The 15442-nt window shown below is 38.3% G+C and carries 9 protein-coding genes, 1 tRNA gene and 3 pseudogenes; 12 read left to right on the forward strand and 1 reads right to left on the reverse strand.

Going from position 1 to position 15442, the window contains the following annotated elements:
* Window positions 1-8 precede the first annotated feature (8 nt).
* From H6A61_RS06450 to H6A61_RS06485, 8 genes and pseudogenes are all read left to right on the forward strand, one after another.
* Window positions 9-1019, forward strand: coding sequence for a GGGtGRT protein (locus H6A61_RS06450; RefSeq protein WP_154044055.1), 1011 nt, complete (start codon window positions 9-11; stop codon window positions 1017-1019).
* A gap of 170 nt (window positions 1020-1189) precedes the next feature.
* Window positions 1190-1534, forward strand: coding sequence for a hypothetical protein (locus H6A61_RS06455; RefSeq protein WP_204392192.1), 345 nt, complete (start codon window positions 1190-1192; stop codon window positions 1532-1534).
* 219 nt (window positions 1535-1753) lie between these two features.
* The gene (locus tag H6A61_RS06460; protein WP_204392194.1) at window positions 1754-2347 is read left to right on the forward strand and encodes a hypothetical protein; all 594 of its coding nucleotides are present in this window, start codon (window positions 1754-1756) and stop codon (window positions 2345-2347) included.
* Window positions 2348-2512: 165 nt separating this feature from the next.
* A pseudogene (locus H6A61_RS06465) lies at window positions 2513-2689 on the forward strand (GGGtGRT protein); the annotation flags it as partial.
* Window positions 2690-3121: 432 nt separating this feature from the next.
* On the forward strand, window positions 3122-4849 hold the full coding sequence (locus tag H6A61_RS06470; protein WP_204392196.1) for an AraC family transcriptional regulator: 1728 nt from the start codon (window positions 3122-3124) through the stop codon (window positions 4847-4849).
* 217 nt (window positions 4850-5066) lie between these two features.
* A complete protein-coding gene (locus H6A61_RS06475) occupies window positions 5067-8252 on the forward strand; it encodes a SusC/RagA family TonB-linked outer membrane protein (protein WP_346342330.1) in 3186 nt (1061 codons plus the stop codon).
* 22 nt (window positions 8253-8274) lie between these two features.
* A complete protein-coding gene (locus H6A61_RS06480; RefSeq protein ID WP_154044060.1) occupies window positions 8275-9690 on the forward strand; it encodes a RagB/SusD family nutrient uptake outer membrane protein in 1416 nt (471 codons plus the stop codon).
* A 9-nt stretch (window positions 9691-9699) separates the two neighbouring features.
* Window positions 9700-10872: a TlpA disulfide reductase family protein gene (locus tag H6A61_RS06485; RefSeq protein ID WP_204392200.1), complete on the forward strand. Its 1173-nt coding sequence runs from the start codon at window positions 9700-9702 to the stop codon at window positions 10870-10872.
* Between the two features lie 242 nt (window positions 10873-11114).
* On the opposite strand, the gene H6A61_RS06490 is transcribed toward H6A61_RS06485, so the two are convergent.
* Window positions 11115-11199: transfer RNA gene (locus H6A61_RS06490), tRNA-Ser, on the reverse strand.
* 228 nt (window positions 11200-11427) lie between these two features.
* On the opposite strand from H6A61_RS06490, the pseudogene H6A61_RS16285 reads away from it, so the two are divergent.
* From H6A61_RS16285 to H6A61_RS06505, 4 genes and pseudogenes are all read left to right on the forward strand, one after another.
* Window positions 11428-11877, forward strand: a pseudogene (locus tag H6A61_RS16285) (protein-disulfide reductase DsbD domain-containing protein); the annotation flags it as partial.
* 114 nt (window positions 11878-11991) lie between these two features.
* Window positions 11992-13419 (forward strand): annotated as a pseudogene (locus H6A61_RS06495) (protein-disulfide reductase DsbD family protein); the annotation flags it as partial.
* A 10-nt stretch (window positions 13420-13429) separates the two neighbouring features.
* On the forward strand, window positions 13430-14728 hold the full coding sequence (locus tag H6A61_RS06500) for a serine dehydratase subunit alpha family protein (RefSeq protein ID WP_204392204.1): 1299 nt from the start codon (window positions 13430-13432) through the stop codon (window positions 14726-14728).
* Window positions 14729-14775: 47 nt separating this feature from the next.
* Complete coding sequence (locus H6A61_RS06505; RefSeq protein ID WP_204392206.1) at window positions 14776-15429, forward strand: ATP-binding protein; 654 nt, start codon at window positions 14776-14778, stop codon at window positions 15427-15429.
* The last annotated feature ends 13 nt before the right edge of the window (window positions 15430-15442 follow it).

A 15442-nucleotide genomic window follows, 5' to 3' on the forward strand; every position in this document is an offset into this window, starting at 1 on the left:
AAGAACATATGATAAGAGAAGTAAAATTTGAAAGCCAGGACCGTCGTATCAAACAGATTCTTGCTGCTTTGAACGCTAACGGTATCAAAGACATCGAAGAAGCTAACGCTATCTGCGAACAGTATGGTCTTGATCCTTATAAAACTTGTGAAGAAACTCAGCCTATCTGCTTCGAAAATGCTAAATGGGCATACGTTGTAGGTTGTGCTATCGCTTTGAAGAAAGGTTGCAAAAACGCCGCTGAAGCTGCTGAAGCTATCGGTATCGGTTTGCAGTCATTCTGTATCCCAGGTTCAGTAGCTGACGACCGTAAAGTAGGTCTTGGCCACGGTAACTTGGCTGCTATGTTGCTTCGCGAAGAAACTAAATGTTTCGCATTCTTGGCAGGTCACGAATCATTCGCCGCTGCTGAAGGTGCTATCAAAATCGCAGCAAAAGCAGACAAAGTACGTAAAGAACCTCTCCGTTGTATCTTGAACGGTCTTGGAAAAGACGCTGCTCAGATCATCTCTCGTATCAACGGATTTACATACGTTCAGACTCAGTTCGACTACTACACTGGCGAATTGAAAGTAGTTCGTGAAATCGCTTACTCAAACGGTCCTCGTGCAAAAGTAAAATGCTACGGAGCTGACGATGTTCGCGAAGGTGTAGCTATCATGTGGAAAGAAGGCGTAGATGTATCAATCACTGGTAACTCTACTAACCCTACTCGTTTCCAGCACCCAGTTGCAGGTACTTACAAGAAAGAACGTGTTCTTGCTGGTAAGCCATACTTCTCAGTAGCTTCAGGTGGTGGTACAGGTCGTACACTTCACCCAGATAACATGGCTGCTGGTCCTGCTTCTTACGGTATGACTGACACTATGGGCCGTATGCACTCAGATGCTCAGTTCGCTGGATCTTCATCAGTTCCTGCTCACGTAGAAATGATGGGATTCTTGGGTATCGGTAACAACCCTATGGTAGGATGTACAGTTGCATGTGCAGTTGACGTTGCTACTGCTTTGAATAAGTAATCTATACTTAATCAAATATATAAACTCCTGTAATCTAAATGGTTGCAGGAGTTTTTTTGTTTGCCGTAATTCATTGTTTAGGGATATTCCAATAGCCTTTTCTTTGGTTATCTTGTCTTATCAAGTAAGAAGAAACAATTTAAAAAGATCCAAAGAAAATGACCTTATTTATGGTCTTAATTGTAACCTTCTCATCTTGTAGTAAAGATGAAGACAAAGCATCTATCGTAGGAACTTGGAAATATTCAAGTGAAGTTCCATTCATCGCAACTCATGTTACTTACAATGAAAATGGTAAATTTGAATTATTCAGTACAGATGATGATGATTACTCTGAATACGGAGAATATAAAGTGGAGAATGATATTTTAATGGAAAAATATAGCGATGAAGATGAATGGTACAAAAGTAAAATAATAGGATTAACTGAAACTACATTAACATTGCAAGAAATGGAAGATGATGGAAGTCTTAGCAATGACATATACACTTTAACCAGAATATCAAACAATTAATAATACTATAAAACCAGAAGATAGAACAGCATTTGAGCCTAAAACTCTTATGCTGTTTTTCTTTTATGTAGATACTACATCTTAAGAAAATATCCAGATTATAAGCCCAAAGAAATAAAATGTTGTACAGAAACATGAAAGTTAAAAAAAGAATAACTATCTTTGTTTTGAACTCATAAACATAAGATTTATGGAATATATAAATGAATTTCACAAAGAATGGATAGAACGAACTCGCCAATCAATAGCATTCTGGAGCAAGCATCCTATATCGTTAGAAGAAAAAAGGAGACAACAGGAACGCTTGAACCAACAGAGAGCTATAAGAGAGGGCAAACAAAAGAGTTGATAGACTTTGCCAATTCCAACAATTTATGGATTTCTCTTTCTAACTTAAATGTTGAATTTCTTAGCAAAGGTGGAGAAAACGAGGTCTATACAGGAAATAAAGATAATATCGTTATTAAACTGAATAATTTTGAATACGCAGGTGATGATTTGGAGAATTTCTTCATCCGCATAAATGCACACAACAAGTTATTTGGTAACGTACCTTATCAGATGATAGGTTTCGCCTATAATGGTAAAAAAGAGTTCTGTGCAGTTCTTATACAACCTTACATTTTAGCTGAGCGAGAAGCTACAGAAGATGAAATAGCTACCTACATGAAAGCATTAGGCTTTGAAATGGACTATTACGACGGATATCATAATTCAGAATATGAAGTGTTTGATGTAGTTCCTAACAATGTACTTTATGGCATTGACGGTGATTTATACTTTATCGACACTCAAATCAGAATACGGTCTTAATCCAAACATGGATTTCTCTTACAAACGGAATTGCAAATGGAATTTGACCATAATGCAGCCTATTTTTATAATTAGTTCTTTTATTTATTTACACGGAGTTTATCTATTGCCACTATAGATTTGATTTATAGTCAATTAAGCTGGTTACAGGGATGCTCGGTCGCTGCTTCTTACGGTATGACAGATACTATGGGTCGTATGCACTCAGATGCTCAGTTCGCTGGATCTTCATCAGTTCCTGCTCACGTAGAAATGATGGGATTCCTGGGTATCGGTAACAACCCTATGGTAGGATGTACAGTTGCATGTGCAGTTGACGTTGCTACTGCTTTGAATAAGTAATCTATACTTAATCGAATATATAAACTCCTGTAATCTAAATGGTTGCAGGAGTTTTTTTGTCATTTGCCTTAACGTAAATGGAATGCAAATAAATACGCAAATTAGTCTAAAACCATAATTTATACTATCTTTGCAGCATAAATCATTGATAATCATGTGTGAATACGCTGAAATAGAAAAAATCAGCAAAACATGAAGTAACAAATCACAGCATTAAGTGGTTTAATATGTTCTTTGCGGAAGCTTTTAAAGAATTGAAATAGTAGTAATTCAGTTCATTTATGACTAATTCACGACCATTTTACAATACATCTATTGCACTTCCAATGCAATAAATAAATTTTTAAGAATATCATGCCGAAATCAAGCCCTATACAGATAAGCATAAAATTAAGACTTAAAATAATTATATTTTCCACTATTTGTATCCTGTTGACATGTCAGGCACAAGAAAACATTCTTCCAGCCATACAGCAGCAGGAACAGATATTAAAACGCAATCCAAAAGATGTACGAGTATTAAAAGAACTTTGTTTTTTATATTTACACAAAGCAGATTATCATAAAGTAATAGAATACGGAGAAGAATTATTTCGTATAGGATATGAAAAACAAGATTATGAATATAGCTTGCTGTATGCACATATCGCATTAGGGCAAGCACACGTCATGTTAGGTGATTCGAGCGCAATAAATCATCTCGGGCAAGCATCTTTACTGGGAAAAAGCACCAATAACTATTCGGCTTTATGTTCCGTTTATAACGGAATGGGGTTATATGCCAGTAACATTAACAAAGACTATTATTCTGCCCTGCATTATTTCTTTAAAGGAATAGAAGCGGCCCACAAAAGTGAAAACAGTGAACTTGAAGCTATTCTGCTGGGAAATATCTCCAGTATTTATTTTTTACAAAACAATCCTGAGGGCCTGACTTATGCACTGCAAACTTACGAAATGGGGCATAAACAAAATTCAGCCTATCTTATATTTATCGGTTCATTAAACACTTCATATATGTATTATCTGCGTAAGGAATATGATAAAGCTTTACCGTATATAAAGGAAGCCGAATTTATCATGAACCAGAACGAGTATTACAATCAAGGGAATGTGTACGCAATATACGGCATGATAGAATTTGCTAAAGGGAATAAAAAACAGGCGATTGAATATTACAGGAAAGGATTATCGCTGAATACTATGAACCAGACATCCTACAAAGTTATTTTACTGAATGAATATGCGATAGCATTAAAAGAAGATGGATACAATAAGCATGCTATAGATTTACTACTAAAAGCCTTATCACTCACTAAAGAAGAGAATTGTGCGATATATAGAAACCAAGTAATCAATACATTGTCCGTCTGTTATGAAAACATGGGACAGTATGCCGAAGCACTTGCCTGGCAACGAAAGTTACAGCAGGAAACAGACAGTATTTTCAATATTGATAAAGAAAAAATGCTGAGTGAACTTCGCATAAAGTACGATACAGAACGTCAGGCAAATGAAATACGGGAAGGGAAACTTGTTTTGCTACAGAAAGAAAAAAAGGAACAAGCCCTTCTTTGCGTCCTCTTAGTGATTCTGATTGTCACCTTTACGTTATGGCTTTTGTATAGGAGACAAAACATTTTATATACCAGTATCGTACGACAACATCAGGAATCAATCCGCAAGGAAGAACATCTCAAAGCCATAATTAATTCCTTACAGCAGGAACATATAAATACTGCAGCAAGTATAACTTCTTCTACCAATGAAAAGTATGCTGCCTCTTCATTGAGTAATGAAAAGAAAACTTTCCTGTTTCAACGACTGGAAAAACTAATGCAGGAACAAAAGGTATATAAAGAAAACTTATTGACAAAAGAGCGTGTTGCCGACTTACTTGAAACAAACCGCACTTATCTGTCGCAAATAATCAATGAGCAAACACAACAGAATTTTACGCAATACGTCAACAGTTATCGAATTCAGGAGGCTATCCGTTTGCTTAGCGATCCTAAAAATGATATACCATTAAAGGCCGTAGCTTCTGAAGTGGGATTTAATTCCATGAGCACATTCTATAAAATTTTTCAGGATATTGTAGGGATTCCACCAAAACAATATCGCAATAAGGTTATTACCATGCATAAAAAAGAAGGATAAAAAACGTTTTAACAAAAAATCTTCTCCTAAAGTAACAATTGTCGAATTTGAACGCGTATTTAGTATCAATATTATATCTTTTTTTTACATTTTTGCACATGAGCAAAATTCAAGTTTAAATCTATAACCTTAAAAAAAAGATATAAGTATGGAGAAAGTAGCATTACATGAAACTCGTTTCAGAATCCTCTTCCTGCTTTGGCTATGTACGTTTATTATGTTTGTCTGCGAAACTCATGCGCAGGGCAACCGCACAATTCATGGCATTGTAGTGGATGAAAACAACGAGCCGCTGCCTGCAGCCCACGTAAAACAGGTAAATGATGACGCCAAAGGATCTGTTGCAGCTGTCATTACGGATGTTCAGGGACACTTTACACTGACATTTCCATCTGATACAAAAGAGATTGAAGCTTCCTATCTGGGATATAAAACACATCGGGTGAAACTGAATGCCGATAATGATTATTTTATCGTTTTACAGCCTTCATCAGAACTTCTTGATGAGGTAGTCGTAACAGGTTATCAAACCATTTCTAAAGAACGTGCAACAGGAGCATTTTCAAAAGTTGACTCCAAAAAGTTGGAGACACAACGCCTTAGCAATATGGGAGCAATACTCGAAGGCCGTGTTGCAGGATACAGTGATGGAAAAATCCGAGGAGTTACCTCAATGAACGGACTTACTACCCCATTGTACGTAATCGACGGCTTCCCCGTAGAGAAAACGACCAACGATGGTTATGGTAACTGGATAGAAAGTGTACCAGATCTTAATATGGAAGACATTGAGAGCATCACTGTACTAAAAGACGCTGCCGCTACTTCTATTTACGGAGCTCGCGCTGCAAATGGAGTCGTTGTAATCACAACAAAAAGAGCAAAAAAAGACGAACTTAATGTGTCATTTTCCGCTACACTGACAGTTAATCCTTATGACACGTATGCTGATAAATATCTGGCAGGATCGGCCACGATGATTGAGCTGGAACGTGAATGGGCTGCACAGAACCCCCAACTACATGAAGGTGATGTAAGAAGCTACGCTAACACAGTTTTGGATAACATGTCATATTCAACTCAGGGAATACGTAATATACTAAACTATTATGCCGGGAATATCACTCAAGACCAACTTGAAAGCAATCTGAAAGGACTGGCTTCACAAGGTTACCGTTATTACAAGGATATAGAAAAATACGGCAAACGTAATCCGTTTTCTCAACAATATAACCTGAACATCGGAAAAGGAACAGAGAAAAACACTTTCAACGCATCCGTATCATATCGCCAAAACCAGCTGGAGGATAAGTTCTCAGAAAATAACACTATCGGTATTAATTTGCAGAACTCAACACAAATGACTTCGTGGCTTACTCTGGATGTAGGAACTTACCTGAATTATGGAAAAGGAACCACACAATCATTTAATCTCTTTTCGCCGGGCTATACTTATATGCCTTATGACGGACTGATGAACAGTGACGGTACGTATTATACAAATACAGAAGAAGACCGTTACAGTCTGTACAATCTGAATCTGTTGCACAACAACGGCTTATATAATCTGGACATAACACCGCTGGATGAAATCGGAATGAATCTGACGAAAAGCCGTGATTTCAGCAACCGTACATTCGCCAGACTCACTTTCAAGTTTACCGACTGGCTAAAATACACAGCGTCCTTCCAGTATGAATATGCAGAATATAAAACTGAGCAATTGAAAGGAAAAGACTCTTTTGAGGTGAGAAACATGGTAAATACATTTTCTACATCAAATAATGACGGTACTTCCACATTTGCCTTACCTTATGGCAATGTATTTTTTACATCAGCAAATACGACACATGCTTATAATTTCCGTCAACAGTTGGATTTTAACAAAACAATTGCCGGGAAACATGATATAACCATGATTCTGGGTACGGAAACCCGAGAAAACAAAATGGAATATAACGACCGTACACTCTACAATTATGATCCACAACTGCTGACTTACAGCATGATTAATGCCGGACAACTAAGCAACTTCAATGGGCAATGGGGATATGCGTCCTTTAGCCAACAAAAATTTGCTTACATTCGTGAACTTGTAAACCGTTATGTATCGGTCTATAGCAATGCAGCCTATACTTATGACGGAAAGTACATGGTAAGTGGAAGTATTCGTTGGGACAAAACGAATCTGTTCTCAACTGGTTCCAAATATCAGAAAAGACCTATTTGGTCGGTAGGAGCTGGCTGGAATATTGATCGTGAAGCTTTCTTCAATGTTGCATGGATCAACATGCTAAAACTTCGTGCAAGTTATGGTATCGGCGGTAACATTGCAAAGAACTCAGCTCCTTACATGATAGCATATTATAACAATAATAACCAGGTAGGAGGTATTCAGGGTACTATTTCAAGTCGTCCGAATCCCAATTTACGTTGGGAAAAGACTACAACTCTCAATGTAGGAATAGATTTTGCATTGTTAGGTAATCGCCTCAACGGTTCTATTGAATATTACAATAAAAAAGGAACTGACCTTCTTGCCAATACCAATGGCGTACCGACTGAAGGATGGGGATATAGCACATATTCCATCAATAACGGAAAAATGACAAATAAAGGTTTTGAATTGACGCTGTCGGGAGATGTTATTCGCCACAACGACTGGAACTGGAATGTAAGCGGTGTATTAGGTTATAACAAAAATAAAGTAACGTATGTAAATGTGAAAGCTCCGGTAGCATATCTGGTAATTGATTACCCTACCGCATATCCACGTGTAGGAAATCCATACAATGCCATTTATGGCTATCAATGGGCAGGATTGAGTGAGACCGGAACTCCGCAAGTATATGACGCAGAAGGAAAATTATATACAGATATGACTCCTTCGGAAATTGAGGACCTCGTTTACCTGGGAACTACCGTACCAATATATAATGGTTCTGTCAGTACAAATCTACGCTGGAAGAACTGGGAACTGGCTGCTCAGTTTCTGTTTGAAGGCGGACATAAAATGCGTAACACAAACACAGCATTTATTTCGTCGGATATGGGAGTAGTCAGCAAAGACATAGAAAATCGCTGGCGTGAACCTGGTGACGAAGCTCATACTGATATACCACGCTATATATCTACGGAAAGCCCACTCTACAACTATAACTACCAAAGTATGTATGCCAACTCCTCTATAAACGTAATTGATGCAACAAACTGGCGTTTAAGAAACCTTTCATTGACCTACCGCATTCCTTCAAAATGGTGTCATAAACTATATCTGAAGAATGCACGTATCATGCTGGGCATGGAGAATGTGTTTACAATGGCCAAAAGCAGCAATGCCAAGTATTTGCTTGGCGGATATACCAAGCCTAACTACCTGTGTGGCGTTTACCTGAATTTCTAACCATTTATATTGCATGACATTTATGACTAAATTTATAAATCTTTTGATTGTACTCACATGCATTATATGCAGTGCATGCAACGATTACTTGAACATACCGCCGAAAGGCTCCAAAATACCAACTACACTGGCTGACTTCGAAGCACTGTTACGAGACCAGTACACAAATGGCCGTACACCTATTTTGAACGCTTTGTATCTGCTGAACGACGTTTACCTGAAAAATGCACAAGTCAACTCACCAAGCCTCAATCGGGCCAACTACATGTGGGATGAGTCTGCCGACCGTATCATGCTGAACAATTCAGATGAAGATACTTATTATGCACTATATGCGACAATATCCAACTGTAACCTGATTGTAGAAAATGCTCCGACAGCCACTGAAGCTACAGACGCAGAACGGAACGAGGTGATAGCATACGCCAAAGTGATACGGTCGCTTTGCTATGATGTCCTGACTAACTATTATGCAGATACCTACGATGCCTCTACTGCCGAAGAAAAGCTAAGTGTACCCCTTATTACAAGTGCCAATATTGATGCACCCTATAAACAGGTTTCTATTCAATATTTGTATGACTTCATGTTGAATGATATTAAAGAAGCCATTGAAATGGGATTACCAGCTCAATCAATGACAGCAATTCATCCTAATTTAGGGGCTGGTTATGCTTTACTTGCCAGGATATATCTGCAAATGCAGAATTATGAAGAAGCATTACGCTATTCCAATTTGGCCTTGGAACAGAACAATCAGCTATATGACTGGAATTCTTTTTACGAAGAACATCATATCGCTATTGAAGACCCCGATAACTACGACAAGCTCGCCACCCCTATGCAATATGATTACGTGGAAAACTATTATTTACGCTACGGTGGACAGTCAAACTACGATAGCTATGAATATAACATTCCTGTAGAAAGAGCCGCACGCTTTGAAGATGGAGATGCCAGATTCCTTTCACGCTGGAAACTTAAGGTAGATAATAACGACACATATTATGCGGCTTTGACTTCCGGTTTCTTCAATCATGGAGGACTAACCACATGCGAGGCATATCTCATCAAAGCCGAATGTCAGGCAAGACTAACAACGCAAAATGATTTTACAGAAGCGATGAATACGCTCAATGCAGTACGCGCTACACGCATCCGCCCCGAGATGTATCGTCCTGCAACTGCAAGTACACTTGAGGAAGCTCTTTCTTTAATTCGGGACACTAAAGACAATGAGTTGATATTCTCCATAGTTCCTTTTGCAGATGCCCGTCGTTTTAACAGCGAAGGAAAATACTTACGTAGAATGACAAAAAATTACAATGGAACAGAATATACTCTAAGCCCGACTTCACATTTGTGGACTATGCCTTTCCCAGCCGGCGCTTTGAATAATCCTGGAAACGGAACTATTGAACAGAATGTATCTAAATAAAACCACGTTATGAAAAAGAAAAATCTCTCTTGGATGGCCTTTTTAAGTTTGGCCATGATGGCATGTACAGGTCAGCCTGTAACCGATGGATATGTATTAAAAGGAAGTATTGAAGGATTACCTGATGGAACACATGTACAACTGGTACCAGTGAGCCACGACAACGAAGCCCCAATGGCAGACACAACAGTAACCAATGGACAGTTTATATTTCAAGGAAAAGTGGAAGAACCAAGGGCTGTGCGCCTGATAGTGAAAGATGCCTACGGATGGCGTAGCCTTATTTTGGAAAACACACCAATAGAAATAAGTGGAGCTGTAACTGAACGAGGAACAAACGGTAACCTATCTTACAATCTTTCCGGTTTATCAGTTAGCGGTTCGCCACTCAGCACAAAGTATGATTCGTTATTGTCTGCCCGTACTTATTTGGATTCACTGTATGCTGATAATGCACGCAAGTTTGCAGATTACGATAGCATGATGATGAAAGCATACCAGCAGAAGGACCAGAACAGAATTAAGGAGCTACAACAAAGCGAAAGAGGAAAAGCCAGAATGACAGCTGACAAGAAATTCTTTAACATAGTAGATTCTATATATTATCAGACTGTAATGGCTAATAAAGACTCATTCTGGGGACCTTTAATGATGATATCATTTACGAGATATCTAAGCGAAGACATGAAACCATGGTATGAAGCACTTTCTCCATCAGCCAAGCAATCTTACTACGGACAGAAGGTAAAGGAAGAACTCTATCCTGCCGGAAAAGAAGGAACCAAAGTCCCTGAATTTACCGTTAAAGACAAAAACGGAAACGATGTTACTCTTTCTACTTTGCGTCAAGGAAAGAAATATTTACTAATTGATTTTTGGGCATCCTGGTGCAATCCTTGTCGAAAGGAAATACCTAATCTAAAAAAACTATATGCTCAATATAGCGAAAAAGGATTCGAAATTGTCAGTATTTCCATCGACAAGAAAAAAGAAGAATGGGAAAAGGCTTTAAAAGAAGAACAACTTGCTTGGCCTAACTTTTTAGACGAAACAGGTGTAGCCAGCCTTTATAAGGTAAGATTTGTACCGACTACATACTTGATTGATTCAGAAGGTGTAATGATAGGAGAAAACATTTTAGGAGAAGAACTCACCAATAGGTTAAAAGAACTTCTTCAATAAAATTTAGAAGGAAACCTTTTTGAATAAGACAAATTAAACAATCTTAATTCTGGAACAATATCATCACATTTTAATTATAATTCACTGTTTCTAGTTGGGTAACTTACTATACAAAAAAATAGTTACCCAACAATGGCAGAAATGTGCGTTTTCTATTTTTTTATTTGATATGACTATCTCAATAAATAAGTATAGCATATACAAAAAAAATCCGTCAAGCAATAGCTTAACGGATTTTCATGCGGAGAGACAGGGATTCGAACCCCGGGTACCTCGCAGTACAACGGTTTTCAAGACCGCCGCAATCGACCACTCTGCCACCTCTCCAAAACTCCTTTCGAAGTACTTTATCTCTCAAAAGCGATGCAAAGGTAGGGATTTTTTTTGAATCTGCAAACTTTTACAGAAAAAATCATTCATTTTTTCTCAAAAAAGGTCTAAACCACCAGTAAAACACATAAAAAATCATATAAGAGAATTAGCAGAATTATAAATCATATAAAAAATACGTATCTTTGCAGAAAAATTATCAACTCTTAATTTTATTGTAAAAAAATGACGAAAAGACTATTGTTCTACTGGCTATTGTCAGTCCTCTTAGCCTTACCGGCTCTAGCTCAAATACAAGAGCCAATAAAATTCAAAACTGAATGGAAACAAAATTCAGACAGTGAGGCTGAAATTATTTTCAATGCCACAATTGATAAAGGATGGCATGTCTATTCAACAGAATTAGAAGAAGGTGGTCCGATTTCCGCATCTTTCAACATTGATCAAATCCAAGGAGCTGAAACTATAGGCAAACTGACTCCAGTTGGAAATGAAATAAACGAAATGGATCCTATTTTCGGTATGAAAGTAAGATATTTCAAAGATAAGGCTACATTCATACAGAAAATAAAAATAACAGATAAGAATTATAGTATTAAGGGTTATCTGGAATACGGTGCGTGCAACAATGAAAATTGCCTCCCTCCTACCAGCGTGGATTTCAACTTTAACGGAACAAGTACAAGTCCTGCCACAGCAAGTGAAAGTAAAGAAGATATTACAAATAATGCGGGTGGCAGCTCTGAAATAAGCATGACTCCTCTAAAAATTGCTTCGTCTGAAAAAACTGACTATTGGAAACCTGTAATCAATGAACTTAACAGCTTCGGCGAGCATGCTGGAGAAGAATCAATGTCGTGGATATATATATTCCTGACAGGTTTGGCCGGAGGTCTTCTTGCACTGTTCACTCCTTGTGTATGGCCTATAATACCTATGACAGTAAGTTTCTTCCTCAAACGTACTAAGGACAAGAAGAAAGGAATACGCGACGCATGGACATACGGTGCTTCAATAGTAGTTATATATCTTACCCTTGGACTTGCCATCACACTTATTTTCGGCGCTAGTGCCCTTAACGCATTATCAACTAATGCTGTATTCAATATACTTTTCTGTCTGATGCTTCTTGTTTTTGCCGCATCATTCTTCGGAGCTTTCGAAATAACACTTCCTTCAAAATGGAGCAATGCAGTTGACAGCAAGGCAGAACAGACAACAGGTCTGTTAAGCATATTCCTCATGGCATTCACATTGTCACTTGTATCATTCTCTTGTACAGGTCCTATAATCGGTTTCTTGCTGGTAGAAGTTTCTACTACTGGCAGCGTTATTGCACCTGCCATAGGTATGCTTGGTTTCGCCATAGCTCTTGCCTTACCGTTCACACTCTTCGCCCTATTCCCGTCATGGCTTAAATCAATGCCTAAATCAGGTGGATGGATGAATGTCATCAAAGTGACATTAGGTTTCCTTGAACTGGCTTTCGCACTGAAATTCCTTTCTGTAGCCGATCTTGCATATGGATGGAGAATACTTGACCGCGAGACATTCCTTGCATTGTGGATTGTTATATTCGGTCTGCTTGGTATGTATCTGTTGGGTAAAATCAAATTCCCGCACGACGATGATGACCAGAAAGTAAGTGTACCGAGATTTTTCATGGCGCTTATATCACTATCATTTGCCATATATATGATTCCTGGTCTTTGGGGTGCACCTCTAAAGGCTGTCAGTGCTTTTGCTCCACCTATGCAGACACAGGATTTCAACTTATATAAAAATGAAGTACATGCAAAATTCACAGATTATGAAGCAGGTATGGAATACGCACGTATGAATAATAAACCTGTAATGCTAGACTTCACAGGATATGGATGCGTAAACTGCAGAAAGATGGAACTGGCAGTTTGGACAGACCAGAATGTAAGCAAACTGTTGACAGAAGATTATGTGCTTATCACACTATACGTTGACGACAAGACTAAATTGGCCGAGCCTATTACTGTAACAGAAAACGGTAAGGAACGTACATTGCGTACTGTAGGTGACAAGTGGAGCTATCTGCAACGTTCTAAGTTCGGAGCAAACGCTCAACCTTTCTACGTATTGGTTGACAATGAAGGTATGCCTCTGAACAAATCATATTCTTACGATGAGGATATTAAACTTTATATAGATTTCCTCGAAACAGGATTAAAGAACTACAAAAAATAAAAATCAGAAAATGATTTCAAAATCAGAAAGAGAGCAAATAATAGCACTCATAAAAAAAGAAGTAGTCCCGGCAATAGGTTGTACAGAACCTATTGCTGTGGCTCTTTGTGTAGCAAAAGCCACTGAGACACTAGGTGAAAGACCTAAAAAGATTTCTGTACTTCTAAGTGCTAACATACTAAAAAATGCCATGGGGGTAGGAATACCCGGCACCGGTATGATAGGTCTTCCGATAGCCATAGCACTGGGGGCAATCATAGGAAAATCGGAATACCAGCTTGAAGTCTTGAAAGACTGTACTCCAGAGGCTGTGGAAGAAGGTAAAAAAATGATTGAATCGCAGACTATAGACATTAGTCTGAAGTATGGAATAGAAGAAAAGCTTTATATTGAAGTGAAATGTTCATCTGATAAAGGCGAAGCAACAGCAATAATAAGCGGCGGACACACACACTTCATATATGTAAGCAAGAACGATGAAATACTTCTGAATGAAAAAGTTTCAGAAAACAATGAAACAAACGAGGAAGAACTAAACCTCAACCTATACAAGGTTTACGAATTTGCCACAACTGCTCCTCTTGATGAAATACGATTCATACTTGAGTCAAAACGACTGAACAAGCAGGCAGCTGAACGCTCTCTTAACGGACATTACGGACATGAATTAGGTAAAACCCTGATGGAATGCAAAAACGAGAGAGAGATAATGGGTAACAATACATTCACTCATATCTTGTCTTATACATCGGCCGCTTGCGACGCCAGAATGGCAGGAGCTATGATTCCAGTAATGAGTAATTCAGGCAGTGGCAACCAGGGTATAGCAGCCACTCTACCTGTTGTAGTTTATGCGGAAGACAACAACAAGTCTGAAGAGGAACTTATACGTGCACTTGTCCTGAGTCATCTTTCTGTTATATATATAAAACAAAGCCTTGGTCGCCTTTCAGCATTGTGCGGATGTGTAGTCGCAGCCACAGGAAGCAGTTGCGGAATAACATATCTGATGGGGGGAAAATACAAACAGATAGTATATGCTGTACAGAACATGATTGCAAACCTCACAGGAATGATTTGCGACGGTGCAAAGCCTAGTTGCGCACTGAAAGTAACAAGTGGAGTATCAACTGCGGTATTCTCTGCCATAATGGCTATGGAAGAAAAGTGTGTGACATCTGTAGAAGGTATCATTGAAGACAACGTAGATCTAAGTATAAGAAACCTCACAAGAATAGGCTCTGTAGGTATGAACGAGACAGATAAGGTTGTACTCGACATAATGACACATAAAACATGTGAATACTAAAAATACATTAATACACCACACACAAGCGCAAGACTAAACGAAATATTATGCTCCCTACTGACGAATACTATATCCAAAAACTGATAGACGAAGGAGAACATGTCCATCAGGATTTTAAATTCGCTATTTCGGATGCAAGAAAAATAGCCAAAAGCATATCCGCCTTCTCGAATACGGAAGGCGGAAGGCTGTTGGTTGGAGTAAAAGACAACGGCAAAATAGCCGGTGTACGCTCAGAAGAAGAAATATACATGATAGAGGCTGCAGCCAAAATGTACTGCACCCCTGAAATCAACATATCAAACAAAATATTCAGAGTCCAAGGTAAAGATGTTCTGGAAGTCAGCATAGAAGAAAGCAAAAACAAGCCTGTTTGTGCAATTGATGAGAACAATAAGCCATGGGCATACGTTAGAATAAATGACGAGAATATTCTTGCCGACACTGTTTTCCTAAACAGATGGAAACACAACAAACAGGAAGAAAAGGTAATTGTAACATACTCTGAAAGGGAAAAATATCTTCTTGATATCCTGTCAAAAAACAAGGAACTTACATTAAACCAATGCAGCAGACTCTCAAGAATTCCACGTATAACAACAAGCAGATTACTGGCCGATTTCATACGCTTTGATTTAGTGGAACAAATCTTCAGAGAGCACACATTCTATTTCAGACTTAAAGAAGAAAATACAAAATAATATGCATTTTTAA

This window comes from Bacteroides caecigallinarum, from assembly GCF_016901995.1.
GTDB lineage: Bacteria > Bacteroidota > Bacteroidia > Bacteroidales > Bacteroidaceae > Phocaeicola > Phocaeicola cellulolyticus.